Here is a 14070-nt window from a genome sequence, read left to right on the forward strand (position 1 = left end):
GAAGAAGAAAGAAAGCCAGCGCCGCTTCTGGGCGCGTTTCGGCGTGACGCAGTCGCGCGGCAGCCGGTTCGAGTCGGGCGCGGAGATTCCGCCGCCGGTGTCGATCCTGCTCGGGCTGTATTTCAACAAGACGATTTCGGACGGCGACCTTGGCCGTGCCGAGCGCGTGTTGCGCGGCGAAGCACCGATGGTGCTTAGCCCGGGTCAATAAGACCCATCTGGGTCGCGATCACGGCTGCCGCTCGCCGTGAGTTCACGCCGAACTTCCCGCGAATGTTCTTCATGTGGAAGTTCACGACGGCTTCAGAACAATTCAGGATGTGAGAAATTTCCCAGGTGGACTTGCCTAGCGCAGTCCACTTGAGGCATTCCTTTTCCCGTGGCGTGAGCTTGGGAATCAGCGACTGAACATGGTCGTTCAGATGCCGCTGGCTCGTGTCCAGCACGAGATCGCGCAGCAGGACGAGATTCGGCAACGCGCGGTTCACGTCGTCCCAGAACTTGTCCGTGGGATTCGCGTCGTTGACGAAGCAAAGCATGCCGATTTCCTGGCGCGGGCCATGGATCGGCAGGGTGATGCCTGCGCGCAGCCCGTACGAGCGGGCCTCCTCATACATCGATTGTTGCTGCTCGGTCGCGAACAGCTCCGGCGACCAGATGAGCGGCGCCGAGCGCGTGGTGCAGTGCGACACGGTCGGGTCGAAGTAGGCCATGCCGTGGTCGTTGTACGTCTGCCGCCAGGCGGCCGAGTAGTTCGTGCGGATGAACGCATCCTCGAGCCTCATGCCCGGGCGCGGCAAGATAGCCAGCATGAGCTGGCTGAATCCCCACGAGCTGGCGAGCTTCGCCACCGCGTCGAACCACGCAGCCTCTTCGGGCGCGTCGAGCACGGGCGACATCTGCTCAATAAAATGTAGAGGCACGTTCAACACTCTCCATCGGCGCTGGGCGAGATCGCGGGGCAAGCCCTCAGACACTCGCTCCTCGCTTCTTATGATGTAAGAATTTATCACTAAATTCCTATCTGATCCCCCCTCGCCTGCAATCCTCCCGCTTTGCTGGGGTCATTTCTGTCGGATTTCGGTGACATCGGAGAGAATTCTGCGTCTCCTGAACAAGCTCGCGCCTGCACGAAAAAAGTGCATTGTGCCGGAGCCGAAATAAAGACAGACGCCATTTCGAAAGCGGCAAAAGCGTGCAACTCGCCGGGATAATGCTGGCGATTTATCGGCTTTCATTAATTTTCAGGCTTTTCATTTCGAGTTTTAACTACACTCGACTGGATACTGTCCGTATCCGCCATTGCTGCGATATTGCCTGGATAATCGCAAACGATTCGCCGCATGGTGAGCGGCGAACCGTTGTTCAAGGCTTGCGCTGCAACTCGATCACGCGTGTCGGTCGCAGGTGGTTGACCGCGAAGTGCAGACGCCCCGGGCTGCGGCGCACGCCCGCTTCGCGCGCGGCGTTGCGCTGCCACTCGGCGTCTTCGGGCTCTTCGGGCGCGCTCATGCCGAGGTCGACGGCCTCGTAGCCGGACTCCAGCGCGATCGGCAGCCGGTGCACGCCCTTGCGGCTGTCGAAACCCGCCAGGCCGTCATCGGCTTCGGCCACGCTGTTGACGAGCGTCGCGTTGCTGGTCGTCACCTCGTCGGGGCCGATCCAGCCTTCGCCCGCCAGGCGCGCGGCCTCGCGGTTCTTGCCGTCGGTGTCGACCGAGCTGTCGTGCGTGCGGTCGTTGTGGAGTTCGGCGCTGCGCGGCCGCGACGGCGACGCGCTCACATCTCCCACTTTCGCTGTTTGCATGTCGTCGGGACGATTCATGATGCTTCCTCCTTGGAAGATCTGGGTGCCTGCGTTCAGCAGGCCATTTCGCAAGCGCCGTTCCGCTGCAGCGCCGCACCCTTGAATCGGGGTGAAAAGCAAGCCGGTTCGCCAGGAGAACGCCTCCAGCGATGTTGCATTTTTTTCGTTGGTTTGGGCTTTTTCCCAGGAGTATGATCCTCTTTCAACGAGTTGGCGCGCTTTCGATTAATGGGCCGGGCGAGGGCTCATGCTGTGGCTTTGCCGCACGATCCTGAATGCACGCGCCAAATAAAATGGACGAGGCAGTCAGGGGCGGGTGACACACATGCACTTCGACGCTGCATTTACGCATCGTGGCTATTTGCTGAATTGCGCACCGGCGCGTGCCGGTGACGGCACGTATCAACCGTATGTGGTGATTTCGCGCTCGAGCGACGGCGAACTCGTTGCCAACCGATTTTTCCCTGCCGAATTGCGCTTTTCCGATGAGGCGGCCGCCATCGCCCATGCGCGCGACTGGGCCGTGCGCTGGATCGACGCGAGCACGGTCACGCTGTGAACGCGTGCGCCCCGCGGGCGTAGCAGCCCGTCTCCGCGAGCGCTTCGGCGAACTCCGGCAAAACGCGGTAATCTCTGGGGTCGATACACTCACTCCCGCACGGACCCCGCGTCCGCTGCCGCATCACCATGTCCAAAGCTGCTTCCCCCGACTGGGGTCTCGAACAGATCGTCGCCGATCTGCGTGCGTCGCGTGAAGAGCGGCACCGCACGCGCCATCCACTCGGTATCCGCGAACTGCCGTCACGCGATGCGGTCGTCAGCATCGTGGCCGGCCTGCGCGCCGCGCTCTTTCCCACGCATTACGGCGCGCCCGACCTGACCGACGAGAGCATCGACTACTACGTGGGCCATACGCTCGACAGCACCTTGCGGCTGCTTGCCGAGCAGATTCGCCGCGCGTTGCGCTTCCTGCCGGAAAGCTCGCAGGCGAGCGACGACGAACTGCGCGCGCGCGCATTCGAGGTGGCGCGCGAGTTCGGGCGGCAACTGCCCGATATTCGCGCGCTGCTCGTGAGCGACATTCAGGCGGCGTTCACGGGCGACCCGGCCGCGCAGCACATCACCGAGATCCTGCTGTGCTACCCGGGCGTGTGGGCCATGACGCATCATCGGCTCGCGCATGCGCTGCACCGTCTCGGCGTGCCGCTGCTCGCGCGCTTCATCAACGAGATCGCGCATTCGGCAACGGGCATCGACATTCACCCGGGCGCCCAGATCGGTTCGAGCTTCTTCATCGACCACGGCACGGGCGTCGTGATCGGCGAGACGGCGATCATCGGCGAGCGCGTGCGCGTGTATCAGGCCGTGACGCTCGGTGCAAAGAGCTTCGCGGCCGACCTCGACGGTACGCTTGTGAAGGGCAATGCGCGCCATCCGATCGTCGAGGACGACGTGGTGATCTACGCGGGCGCGACGATTCTCGGCCGCGTGACGATCGGGCGCGGCTCGGTAATTGGCGGGAACGTGTGGCTCACGCATAGCGTGCCGCCGGGCAGCAGCGTGCGCCAGGGCAAGATTCGCGAGATCGAGCGGGGCGACGAAGGTCCGCTCAAGTAAGGAGGGGAACGGGACACGCGGTCCCGTTCTTTATCTGTGCGTTCCGATCAGGTATTCGAGACGCTCATTGCGCTCGGATTGCCGACGATCGCGAGAAACTCGCGGCGCGTGGAAGGATCGGTGCGGAAGGTGCCGAGCATGCGCGACGTCACCATCGCCACACCCGCCTTGTGCACCCCGCGCGTGGACATGCATTGATGCGCCGCTTCGAGTATCACGCCCACACCCTTGGGCTGCAGGATCTCATTGAGCGTGTCGGCAATCTGCGCGGTCATCTTCTCCTGGATCTGCAGACGCTTCGCGAAGGCGTCGACGAGACGCGCGAGCTTCGAGATGCCCACCACGCGATGCTCGGGCAAATACGCCACGTGCGCGCGTCCGATGATCGGCACCATGTGATGCTCGCAGTAGCTCTCGAAGCGGATGTCCTTCAATACGATCATTTCGTCGTAGCCGTCCACCTCCGAGAAGGTGCGCGACAGGATTTCGCGCGGATCGACCTCATAGCCCGCGAAGAATTCCTCATAGGCGCGCACGACGCGACCCGGCGTATCGAGCAGCCCTTCGCGAGCGGGGTCGTCCCCGGCCCAGCGCAACAGCACGCGCACGGCGTCCTCGGCTTCGGCGCGTGACGGGCGCGCGACGGGCGTGCTCGCTGCGCTCTTGCGTTGCTTCGCGCTTTGCTTCGATTTCCCGGCCTTTTTTTCTTCGCTCATGCATGGGCTCCTGTCATGTGGGAGTACGCCGCTTTGGCGTGCACCACGAGCGCCCATTGTTTCATGTTTTGCCGTGCTTGGCGCGAGGGGTCACTTGGGCCATTCGTCCATGGCGTCGTTGAACAGTTCCGCCACGATGCCGCGCAGCCATTCGCCACGCGGCGCATTGTGATACTTGCGATGCCAGTGCTGCTTGAGATCGAAACGCGGCAACTGCAGCGGCGGCTCGACGAGCGTGATCGATGCATGCTCGGACACATAGGCGAAGCCGATCGCATGCGGCACGGTCGCGATGAGATCGGAGCGCGTGAGAATGAACGGCAGGCTCATGAAGTGAGGCGTTTCGAGCACGGCGCGGCGGCGCATGCGCCTTTTCTCAAGATACTGCTCCAGCACTTCCTGGCTGCGTCCCTCGGCGCGCACGACGGCATGGCCCATGGCGAGAAACTGCTCGATCGTCATAGCCTTGCCCGCGAGCGGATGCTCGCTGCGCATCATGCAGATGAAGCGGTGCGTGAAGAGGCGCTGCTGGAAGAAGTTGTTGCCGCCGAGGTCGGGGAAGTAACCGACCGCGAGATCGATGTCGCCCGATTCGAGACCGCGCTCGACCTGGCTTGGCGGCAGCGACACCGAACGCAGGTTCGCGTTGGGCGCGCGCTCGGCGAACACCTGCAGGAGGCGCGGCAGAAACACGATCTCGCCGACATCGGACAGCGCGATGGAGAACGTGTGCGTGCTCGTGGCGGGATCGAACTCCTGCGCCTGCAGCATGCCTTTCTCGATGCGCACCAGCGCGTCGCGCGCGGCGGGAATCAGGCCGAGCGCGCGCGGCGTGGGCTCCATGCCGCGCGAGGTGCGCACGAAGAGCGGGTCGCCGAAGAACTCGCGCAGCTTGCCGAGCGCCGTGCTCACGCGCGGCTGGCTCACGCCGAGCCGCTCGGCGGCGCGGCTCACGTTGCGCGTTTCCTCCATGGCCACGAGAAAGGGGATGAGATTCAGATCGAGGTCTTGCATGGAGGCGGGGCGGCGGCGCTGACTATGTCGAATTCGGATAAAGACTAGTCGATGAATCGGAATTCCGGATATTGGGGTATGTGCCCACGGGCGCGCCCGGCCTGAAGGACGGGCCGCGCGTGCGATCCGGCGCGCGCCGGCGCCGACATGAAGTAGATTGCCTGTGTGGGTAGACCCGCCTTGACAAGCGCTTGAATCCACTCCGATAATGCGCTGGACGTTCGCTAAACGAATCAGTGTTCGCATATAGAACTTTTTTCGCGATCGAGTGACGTGGACCTTCCGCGATGCGCATCGCTTTCAGGAACAGGCATGATCAACAAGATTTTCGACTCGCTTCAAGCCGCCGTGGCCGATGTGCATGACGGCGCCACGGTGATGATCGGCGGCTTCGGCACGGCCGGTATGCCCGCCGAATTGATCGACGCGCTCATCGAGCAGGGCGCGCGCGACCTCACCATCGTCAACAACAACGCGGGCAACGGCGACATCGGCCTTGCCGCGCTGCTCAAGGCGAAGCGTGTGCGCAAGATCATCTGCTCGTTCCCGCGCCAGACCGACTCGTATGTGTTCGACGCGCTCTATCGCGCCGGCGAAATCGAGCTCGAACTCGTGCCGCAAGGCAATCTGGCCGAGCGCATCCGCGCTGCCGGCGCCGGCATTGGCGGCTTCTTCACGCCCACGGGCTACGGCACGAAGCTGGCCGAAGGCAAGGAAACGCGCCTGATCGACGGCCGTCACTATGTGCTCGAAGCGCCGCTGCACGCCGACTTCGCGCTCATCAAGGCGTACAAGGGCGATCGCTGGGGCAATCTCGTCTATCGCAAGACGGCGCGCAACTTCGGCCCGATCATGGCGAGCGCGGCGAAGGTCGCCATCGCGCAAGTTTCGCAGGTCGTCGAACTCGGTCAGCTCGATCCCGAAAACATCGTGACGCCCGGCATTTTCGTGCAACGCGTCGTGGAAGTGCCGCAAGCGGCGCATCAAGCGCACGCCGACCAAAGCGGCCAGGCAGCCTGAAGGAACGGAGAGAGGCAATGAAACGACTGAATCGCGATGAAATGGCCAAGCGCGTGGCCGCGGACATTCCCGAAGGCGCATATGTGAATCTCGGCATCGGCGTGCCCACGCTGGTGGCCAACCACCTCGATCCGAGCAAGGAAATCTTCCTGCACAGCGAGAACGGCCTGCTCGGCATGGGCCCGGCGCCCGCGCCCGGAGAGGAAGACGACGAACTCATCAACGCGGGCAAGCAGCACGTCACGCTGCTCACCGGCGGCGCCTTCTTCCACCACGCCGACTCGTTCGCGATGATGCGCGGCGGCCACCTCGACTACTGCGTGCTCGGCGCGTTCCAGGTGTCGGTCAACGGGGACCTCGCGAACTGGCACACCGGCGCGCCCGACGCGATTCCGGCCGTGGGCGGCGCGATGGACCTCGCACTCGGCGCCAAGCAGGTGTTCGTGATGATGGAACTGCTCACCAAGCAGGGCGAAAGCAAGCTCGTGAGCGAATGCACGTACCCGGTGACGGGCGTGGGCTGCGTGGGCCGCATCTATACCGACCTCGCGGCGTTCGACGTCACGCCGGAGGGCCTCGCCGTGCGCGAGATCTATTCGGACATCGATTTCGACGCGCTGCAGAAGCTCGCCGGCGTGCCGCTGATCGACGCGACGCAAAACCGTCGCGCAGCGTAAACTGTCCGTAGACGTGCGCATCGTTCGCACGTGAGTGGCGGGGGGCCCCGCGCCCGCTTCGTTCCGGCTGTATCCGAACGCCCGCTTTTCCCACGCGCCACACTCCACACTCCATGATTGAACGCCTCACGAGCCTGATCTGCGGGACCGAACCGATGAACGCGGTCTGGTCTCCCGATGCCACGCTGCAACGCATGCTGGACGTCGAAGCGGCGCTTGCGCGCGCCTCGGCGGCGCATGGCGTGATTCCGCAGTCGGCCGTGGCCGCGATCGTCGAAGCCTGTGCGGCGGATCAGCTCGACGCACCGGCACTCGCACGCGACGCCGCGCTGGGCGGCAACCTGGCGATCCCGCTCGTCAAGCAGCTCACGGCGCGCGTGAAGGCCGCCGACCCCGAAGCCGCCAAGTATGTCCACTGGGGCGCCACGAGCCAGGACATCATCGACACGGCCACCGTGCTGCAGTTGCGCGACGGGCTCGCGCTGATCGAGCGCGGCATCGACGCGCTCTGCGCAACGCTGGCGGACCTCGCGTGCACCCATCGTGCGACGCCGGCGGTCGGGCGCACGTGGCTGCAGCAGGCGCTGCCCATCACGCTCGGATTGAAGTTCGCGCAATGGCTCGACGCGATGCTGCGCCATCGCGAACGCCTCGTCGTGCTGCGCGAGCGCGCGCTCGTGCTGCAGTTCGGCGGCGCGGCGGGCACGCTCGCGAGCCTGCGCGACGCCGCCCCGGCGGTGAGCGCCGCGCTCGCGCAGGAACTCGGTCTCGCGTCGCCCGCCTTGCCGTGGCACACGCAGCGCGACCGCATTGCCGAAGCCGCATCGTTCTTCGGCATGCTCATCGGCACGCTCGGCAAGATCGCGCGCGACATCTCCCTGCAGATGCAGACCGAAGTCGGCGAGCTGGGCGAACCGGCGGCGGCAGGCAAGGGCGGTTCCTCGACCATGCCGCACAAGCGCAATCCCGTGGGTTGCGCAGCCGTCCTGACGGCTGCCACGCGCGCGCCGGGTCTCGTCGCGACGGTGTTCGCGGGCATGGTTCAGGAACACGAGCGCGCGCTCGGCGGCTGGCAAGCCGAGTGGGATGCGCTGCCCGATCTCGCGCGCCTCGCCGGCGGCGCGCTCGCGCAGATCGAGCAAATCACGGCCGGACTCGAAGTGCGGCCCGAACGGCTCGCGGCAAATCTCGACATCACGCACAGACTCATTCTCGGCGAGGCCGTGATGCTCGCGCTCGGCGACCAGATCGGGCGCCTGGACGCGCATCATCTCGTTGAGCACGCATCGAAATCCGCGGTGCAAAGCGGCCGCACGCTGTACGAAGTCCTCGCGGCGGATCCCGCCGTCACGAGGCACCTGGACGAAGCGCGCCTCAAGGCGCTGCTCGATCCGGCAAATTACGTGGGGCAGGCCCACGCATTCGTCGACGCGGTGCTCGCGTCGTATGAAGCGAAAGCAAAGTAACGCATGCCCCATTGATCATGGAAGACACACGAGGAGTAACACGCATGCCATACGCAGCCGTCAACGACACGCATTTGTTCTACCGCATCGACGGTGCGGAGAACCATTCGGCGCCATGGGTGGTTCTGTCGAATTCGCTCGGTAGCGACGTGTCGATGTGGACGTCGCAGATCGTCGAGTTCACGAAGCATTTCCGCGTGCTGCGCTACGACACGCGCGGCCACGGCCACTCGGCGGCGCCGCTGGGCCCGTACACCATCGAACAACTGACCGGCGATGTGATCGGCCTGATGGACCAGCTCGGCATCGAGCGCGCGCATTTCGTCGGGGTTTCGATGGGCGGTCTGACCGGTGTCGGCCTCGGCGCGCGATACGCCAACCGCATCGATCGTCTCGTGCTGTGTAATACGGCCGCGAAGATCGGCTCGCCGGAAGTGTGGGTGCCGCGTGCGGCGAAGGCTCGCAGCGAAGGCATGCTCGCGCTCGCCGAAGCGGTGCTGCCGCGCTGGTACACGCCCGAATTCATCGCGAACAATGCGCTCGTGATGTCGCAGGTGCGCGACGTGTTCGTGCATACCGACAAGGACGGCTATGCTTCGAACTGCGAAGCGATCAACGCCGCCGACCTGCGCGGCGAAGCGCCGTCGATCAAGGCGCCCACGCTCGTGATCTCGGGCACGCACGATCTGGCCGCGACGCCCGCACAAGGGCGCGAACTGGCCGAATCGGTGCCGGGCGCACGCTATGTCGAGCTGAACGCCGCGCACATCTCGAACGTCGAGCTGGCGGACGAGTACAACAAGATCGTGCTCGATTTCCTGCTGGGGGCGTGATGAACGACGAAGACCGCTACGAAGCCGGCATGACGGTGCGCCGCGCGGTGCTGGGCGACGCGCACGTCGATCGCTCGCTCGCCAACCGCACCGAAGTGACCGAGGAATTCCAGAACTTCATTTCGCGCTACGCGTGGGGCGAAATCTGGACACGCGATGGCTTGCCGCGCCACACGCGCAGCCTGCTGACGATCGCGATGATGGTCGCGCTCAACCGCAGCGAAGAACTGGCACTGCATCTGCGCGCCGCGCGCAACAACGGCGTCACGCGCGACGAGATCAAGGAAGTGCTGCTGCAGACCGCGATTTACTGCGGCGTGCCGGCGGCGAACTCGGCGTTCCATCTCGCCGACCGCATCTTCCGCGAGCAGGACGCCGAGCAGGCCTGATCGCGCGGTGACAAAGCGCGGGGCGCTCGCCCCGCGTTCAGTCGAACACCGGCGACTCCACGCCGAGCACCTTGTGCAGGCGCGTGCTGGTCGTCGTGTACTGCAGATGGATTTTCTTCTCGGGAAACACGTGGTGCGCCGCGCCGAACGCAGCGAGCGCGGCTTCGTGAAAGCCGGAGAGAATCAGCTTCTTCTTGCCCGGATAGGTATTGATATCGCCGACGGCAAAGATGCCTGGCACGCTCGTTTCGAAGCGCGCCGTATCCACGGGCAACTGCTTGCGCTCGATTTCGAGGCCCCATTGCGCGATCGGGCCGAGTTGCGGCGACAAGCCGTAGAACACGAGCAGGTAATCGAGATCCAGCGAGCGCGTGACGCCGTCGCCGCCCGTCACCTTGATGCGCTTGAGCTTGCCGCCTTCGTCGTCGAAGCCCGTCAGTTGGCCGACGATGGACTGCATGCGCCATTCCTCGCATAGCGCGTGCATCTTCGCGACCGTTGCCGGCGCGGCGCGATAGCCCTCGCGCCGGTGCAGCAGAATCACGCTCTGCGCGACGTCCACGAGCTGCAGCGCCCAGTCGAGCGCCGAATCTCCGCCGCCGCACACCACGACGTCCTTGTCGCGGAAACGCTCGAGATCGCGCACGCGGTAGAACAGCTGCGTGTCGCGGTATCGCTCGATGCCGCCCAGCTTGAGCGTGCGCGGCTGAAACGAGCCCACGCCTGCTGCGATGAACACCGTCTTCGCAAGGAACTGCGTCCCCTTGCTCGTCTGCACGAAAAAGCGGCCGTCGGCGCGCGGCTCGACGATTTGCACTTCCTGGCCGAGATGGAACGTCGCGCCAAACGGCTCGATCTGCTGCATCAGCGCATCGACGAGCTGTTGCCCGGTGCACATCAGCACCGCCGGAATGTCGTAGATCGGCTTGTCGGGGTAAAGCTCGGCGCACTGGCCGCCCACCACCGGCAGCGAATCGACCACGTGCACGTGGATTTCCATCAGGCCCAGTTCGAACACCTGGAAAAGTCCCACCGGCCCGGCACCGATGATGAGCGCATCGGTTTCGATAAGCTGCGGCGGGAAGTGATCGTTGCGCTCGTTCATCGGCGAGCTCTCCTTGCAAAAGGCAGGGACAATGATCAAGAGTCCTATTCTTCGGGCTGCACGTCGGCTACGTAACGACGCAGGCAGGCGAGCAGCGCGGCTTCCTCGGCGCGGCTCGCTGCGTCGCTGGCCGAACCCGCGTCGCGCTCTTCGCCGAACATGGCCGCGGGCGCGGGGATCGTGTCGACCACGCGGCCGTCACGGAACACACGGATTTGATGAGTCGCTTCCACATACTCGGCGATCCAGTGGACGCCCTCGATATGCGTGCCGATGCGGACTGGCATCTTCATGAGATTCCCTCCTGGCCAGCGCACGTCGGTCGATGCGCGCTCGCCGCAATCGCGTTTCTTATGGCGGATAGGGCAACGATACGCCGATGGCGCGCTCCGTGCTTGAACCCGGTCCTCGCGCGTACGGCGGCCGAAAAAAGAAAAGGCGGCCCGAGCCCGGGCCGCCCTTGCGGCGGATTACCAAATGAAAGCAGGCGCGAGTGTTGGTTCGCTCGCGCCTCGCGCGTTACTGCACCGTGGCGAGCACGTCGCGCACCGTGCCGAACAGGCGTGCGATTTCCTCTTCGGTCACGATGAGCGGCGGCGAGAACGCGAGAATGTCGCCCGTGAAGCGGATCAGCACGCCCGCCTCGAAGCACTTCACGAAAACCTCGTAAGCGCGCGCGCCCGGCGCGCCGTCGCGCGAGTCGAGTTCGACGCCGGCAACGAGACCGAGATTACGCACGTCCTTCACGTGCTGCTCGCCGCGCAGCGCATGCGCGGCGGCCTCGAACTTCGGCGCGAGCGCGTCGGCGCGCTCGAACAGGCCCTCGCGGCGATACAGGTCCTGCGTCGCGATCGCGGCGGCGGCGGCGAGCGGGTGCGCCGAATAGGTGTAGCCGTGGAACAGCTCGATTGCGCCCTGCGCGCCGCTGTTCACGATCGTGTCGTGGACCGTGCGGCTCGCGGCCACGCCGCCCATCGGCACGGCGGCGTTGTTGATCGCCTTGGCCATCGTGATGATGTCGGGCGTCACGCCGAAATATTCGCTGGCCGTGGCCTTGCCGAGGCGGCCGAAGCCGGTGATGACCTCGTCGAAAATCAGCAGGATGCCGTACTTCGTGCAAATCTCGCGCAGACGCTGCAGATAGCCTTGCGGCGGAATCAGCACGCCGGTCGAACCCGCCACGGGTTCGACGATCACGGCGGCGATGGTCGAGGCGTCGTGCAGCGCGACGATGCGCTCGAGGTCTTCAGCGAGATGAGCGCCCCAGGCCGGTTGGCCCTTCGAGAATGCGTTGTGCCGGAGATCATGCGTGTGCGGCAGATGATCGACGGCCGGCAGCAGCTGACCCGAGAACGCCTTGCGATTCGGCGCGATGCCGCCCACCGAGATGCCGCCGAAGCCCACGCCGTGATAGCCGCGCTCGCGGCCGATCAGCTTGGTGCGCTGGCCTTCGCCGCGTGCGCGATGGTAGGCGAGCGCGATCTTCAGTGCGGTGTCGACCGACTCCGAGCCGGAATTCGTGAAGAACACCCGGTCGAGGCCGGCCGGCATGATTTCGGCGATCTTCTGGGCCGCTTCGAACGCAAGCGGGTGGCCCATCTGGAATGTGGGGGCGAAGTCGAGCGTACCGGCCTGCTGGGCGATGGCCGCGACGATTTCCTCGCGCGCATGGCCCGCGTTCACACACCAGAGGCCCGCGCTGCCGTCCAGCACTTCGCGGCCATCGGTCGTGCGGTAGTACATGCCCTTGGCCGATTCGAGCAGGCGCGGCGCGGCCTTGAACTGGCGATTGGCGGTGAAGGGCATCCAGAACGACGAGAGATCGTCGATGACGGGGCGCGAAGTCATGCGTGCTTCTCCTCAGGTGGGTTTGGCTCAACTGTAGCGCCGAGGCTTGAACGACGGCATAGACAGTCTCTATACTGATCTGCAAACCGTGCTGGACAATTCTCGCCAACTGTATTGGTAGGCACGCAGAATCGTACGGGTTTTCCCTCGCACTATACGCTTGCTTTCCCGATGATCGAACTCGAACTGGAGCGCGGCCGCGGCGTCACGACGACGCTTGTCGAGCAGCTCGTGCAGGGCTTCACGCGCGCGATCGAAGCGCAAACGCTGCGCGCAGGGGCGCTCTTGCCCTCGGTGCGCCAGCTCGCGCAATCGCACGAGCTGTCGACCTATACAGTGACCGAGGCGTACAACCGTCTCGTGTCGATGGGCTTCGTCGTCGCGCGGCGCGGCTCGGGCTACCGCGTGGCGCCCCGTAGCGCGTCGGCGCCGGCGAGCGTGGCGGGTTGGCAGCCGCCCACGCTGACGGCGACCTGGCTGCTCTCCGACGTATTCGCCGATCATTCGGTGCCGATCAAGGCGGGCTGCGGCTGGGTGCCGGGCGAGTGGATCAACGAAAGCGGCCTGCAGCACGCCTTGCGCGCCATGAGCCGGGTGCCGGCCGTGCGGCTTGGCGACTACGGGCACCCGTACGGTTACGCGCCGCTGCGCGAGCGCATCGCGGCGCAGCTGGACCGGCAGGGGCTGCCCGTCGAGGTGTCGAACGTCCTGCTTACGCAGGGCGCGACGCAGGGGCTCGATCTCATCGTGCGTACGCTGCTGCGGCCCGGCGACACGGTGCTCGTGGAAGACCCCGGCTACTGCAATCTGCTGCAGATTCTCAAGCTCGCGGGGCTCACGGTGCATGGCGTGCCGCGTACGCCCGCCGGGCTCGACATCGAACCGCTCGAGCGTCAGGTGGCGGCGCACCAGCCGAAGGCGATCTTCGTGAACACGACGCTGCAGAATCCCACCGGCGCGACGTATACGATGTCGAACGCCTTTCGCTTGCTGCAGATCGCCGAGCGCCAGCGCATGTGGGTCGTCGAGGACGACGTGAGCCGCGAGCTTGCGCCGCCAGGCGCGCCGCTGCTCGCGGCGATGGAAGGCTTGCAGCGCGTGCTGTATGTCAGCGGCTTTTCGAAGACGGTCACGCCTTCGCTGCGTTGCGGCTATGTGGTCGCCGAGCGCGATGTGCTGCGCGAGCTGGCGCGCGCGAAGATGGCGGTGGGGCTCACCTCGTCGGCGACCATCGAGCGCATGGTCGACAAGGTCTTGCTCGAAGGACGCCACGCGCGCCATGTCGAACTCGTGAACGAACGGCTGAAGGCCGCGCATGCCTGCGTGGAGGAGCGGCTCGACGCGCTGGGGCTCGAGATATTCCACCGGCCGCGCGCGGGGTTGTTCGTGTGGGCGCGCCTTGCCATCGAACCCGAACGGGCCGGCGCGATCGCGACGGCGGCGTTGCGCGACGGCATCTGGCTCGCGCCCGGCTCCTATTTCAGGCCCGATGACGAACCGAGCGCGTGGTTTCGCTTCAACGCGCCATATTCGACGGACGATGCGCTGTGGCGGTTCATCGAGCGCGCGCGTTAGGGCG

16 protein-coding genes are annotated in these 14070 nt (G+C 65.3%); 9 read left to right on the forward strand and 7 right to left on the reverse strand.

Features of this window, described 5'->3' with window-relative positions; all coding sequences use genetic code 11:
* Positions 1 to 211: XRE family transcriptional regulator (locus AB4Y44_RS38260; protein WP_368702410.1), on the forward strand; the 211-nt coding region annotated here is incomplete at its 5' end.
* Here the strand turns inward: AB4Y44_RS38260 and AB4Y44_RS38265 are convergent.
* Both AB4Y44_RS38265 and AB4Y44_RS38270 read right to left on the reverse strand, forming a co-directional pair.
* Positions 195 to 899, reverse strand: a complete 705-nt coding sequence (locus tag AB4Y44_RS38265; RefSeq protein ID WP_028206371.1) for a LuxR family transcriptional regulator — start codon at positions 897 to 899, stop codon at positions 195 to 197. The two genes, AB4Y44_RS38260 and AB4Y44_RS38265, sit on opposite strands and share 17 nt — an antisense overlap.
* A 466-nt stretch (positions 900 to 1365) precedes the next feature.
* Positions 1366 to 1806 (reverse strand): DUF3005 domain-containing protein, encoded by a 441-nt coding sequence (locus tag AB4Y44_RS38270; RefSeq protein ID WP_342924729.1) that lies wholly within the window; start codon positions 1804 to 1806, stop codon positions 1366 to 1368.
* Positions 1807 to 2131: 325 nt separating this feature from the next.
* Here AB4Y44_RS38270 and AB4Y44_RS38275 point away from each other — a divergent pair, with 325 nt between their 5' ends.
* On the forward strand, positions 2132 to 2365 hold the full coding sequence (locus AB4Y44_RS38275; protein WP_028206369.1) for a hypothetical protein: 234 nt from the start codon (positions 2132 to 2134) through the stop codon (positions 2363 to 2365).
* Between the two features lie 128 nt (positions 2366 to 2493).
* Complete coding sequence (epsC, locus tag AB4Y44_RS38280) at positions 2494 to 3423, forward strand: serine O-acetyltransferase EpsC (RefSeq protein WP_342924718.1); 930 nt, start codon at positions 2494 to 2496, stop codon at positions 3421 to 3423.
* A 47-nt stretch (positions 3424 to 3470) separates the two neighbouring features.
* On the opposite strand, the gene folE is transcribed toward epsC, so the two are convergent.
* Both folE and AB4Y44_RS38290 read right to left on the reverse strand, forming a co-directional pair.
* Positions 3471 to 4139, reverse strand: coding sequence for a GTP cyclohydrolase I FolE (gene folE / locus AB4Y44_RS38285; RefSeq protein WP_368702411.1), 669 nt, complete (start codon positions 4137 to 4139; stop codon positions 3471 to 3473).
* Positions 4140 to 4229: 90 nt separating this feature from the next.
* Positions 4230 to 5153: a LysR family transcriptional regulator gene (locus AB4Y44_RS38290; RefSeq protein WP_368702412.1), complete on the reverse strand. Its 924-nt coding sequence runs from the start codon at positions 5151 to 5153 to the stop codon at positions 4230 to 4232.
* Between the two features lie 312 nt (positions 5154 to 5465).
* Here AB4Y44_RS38290 and AB4Y44_RS38295 point away from each other — a divergent pair, with 312 nt between their 5' ends.
* The 5 genes from AB4Y44_RS38295 (at position 5466) to pcaC (ending at position 9538) form a co-directional block, all read left to right on the forward strand.
* Entirely contained in the window at positions 5466 to 6173 is a 708-nt protein-coding gene (locus AB4Y44_RS38295) for a 3-oxoacid CoA-transferase subunit A (RefSeq protein WP_342924721.1), read from the forward strand.
* 17 nt (positions 6174 to 6190) lie between these two features.
* Positions 6191 to 6850, forward strand: coding sequence for a 3-oxoacid CoA-transferase subunit B (locus AB4Y44_RS38300; protein ID WP_342924722.1), 660 nt, complete (start codon positions 6191 to 6193; stop codon positions 6848 to 6850).
* Between the two features lie 113 nt (positions 6851 to 6963).
* Positions 6964 to 8316 carry a 3-carboxy-cis,cis-muconate cycloisomerase gene (locus AB4Y44_RS38305; RefSeq protein ID WP_368702413.1) on the forward strand — a complete coding sequence of 451 codons (1353 nt, stop codon included), beginning with the start codon at positions 6964 to 6966 and terminating at the stop codon, positions 8314 to 8316.
* A gap of 44 nt (positions 8317 to 8360) precedes the next feature.
* Positions 8361 to 9149, forward strand: coding sequence for a 3-oxoadipate enol-lactonase (gene pcaD, locus AB4Y44_RS38310; RefSeq protein WP_342923417.1), 789 nt, complete (start codon positions 8361 to 8363; stop codon positions 9147 to 9149).
* Entirely contained in the window at positions 9149 to 9538 is a 390-nt protein-coding gene (pcaC, locus tag AB4Y44_RS38315) for a 4-carboxymuconolactone decarboxylase (RefSeq protein ID WP_342923418.1), read from the forward strand. Before pcaD ends, pcaC begins: the two co-directional genes overlap by 1 nt.
* Before the next feature lie 37 nt (positions 9539 to 9575).
* On the opposite strand, the gene AB4Y44_RS38320 is transcribed toward pcaC, so the two are convergent.
* The 3 genes from AB4Y44_RS38320 to AB4Y44_RS38330 all read right to left on the reverse strand — a co-directional run bounded on the left by AB4Y44_RS38320 (position 9576) and on the right by AB4Y44_RS38330 (position 12491).
* Positions 9576 to 10643 carry an NAD(P)/FAD-dependent oxidoreductase gene (locus AB4Y44_RS38320; protein WP_342923419.1) on the reverse strand — a complete coding sequence of 356 codons (1068 nt, stop codon included), beginning with the start codon at positions 10641 to 10643 and terminating at the stop codon, positions 9576 to 9578.
* Between the two features lie 44 nt (positions 10644 to 10687).
* Positions 10688 to 10936, reverse strand: a complete 249-nt coding sequence (locus tag AB4Y44_RS38325) for a hypothetical protein (protein WP_321931125.1) — start codon at positions 10934 to 10936, stop codon at positions 10688 to 10690.
* Between the two features lie 226 nt (positions 10937 to 11162).
* A complete protein-coding gene (locus tag AB4Y44_RS38330; protein ID WP_368702414.1) occupies positions 11163 to 12491 on the reverse strand; it encodes an aspartate aminotransferase family protein in 1329 nt (442 codons plus the stop codon).
* Positions 12492 to 12662: 171 nt separating this feature from the next.
* On the opposite strand from AB4Y44_RS38330, the gene AB4Y44_RS38335 reads away from it, so the two are divergent.
* Positions 12663 to 14066, forward strand: a complete 1404-nt coding sequence (locus AB4Y44_RS38335; protein WP_368702415.1) for a PLP-dependent aminotransferase family protein — start codon at positions 12663 to 12665, stop codon at positions 14064 to 14066.
* Positions 14067 to 14070 lie beyond the last annotated feature (4 nt).

Source organism: Paraburkholderia sp. BR10937, from assembly GCF_040965695.1.
Taxonomy (GTDB): Bacteria; Pseudomonadota; Gammaproteobacteria; order Burkholderiales; family Burkholderiaceae; genus Paraburkholderia.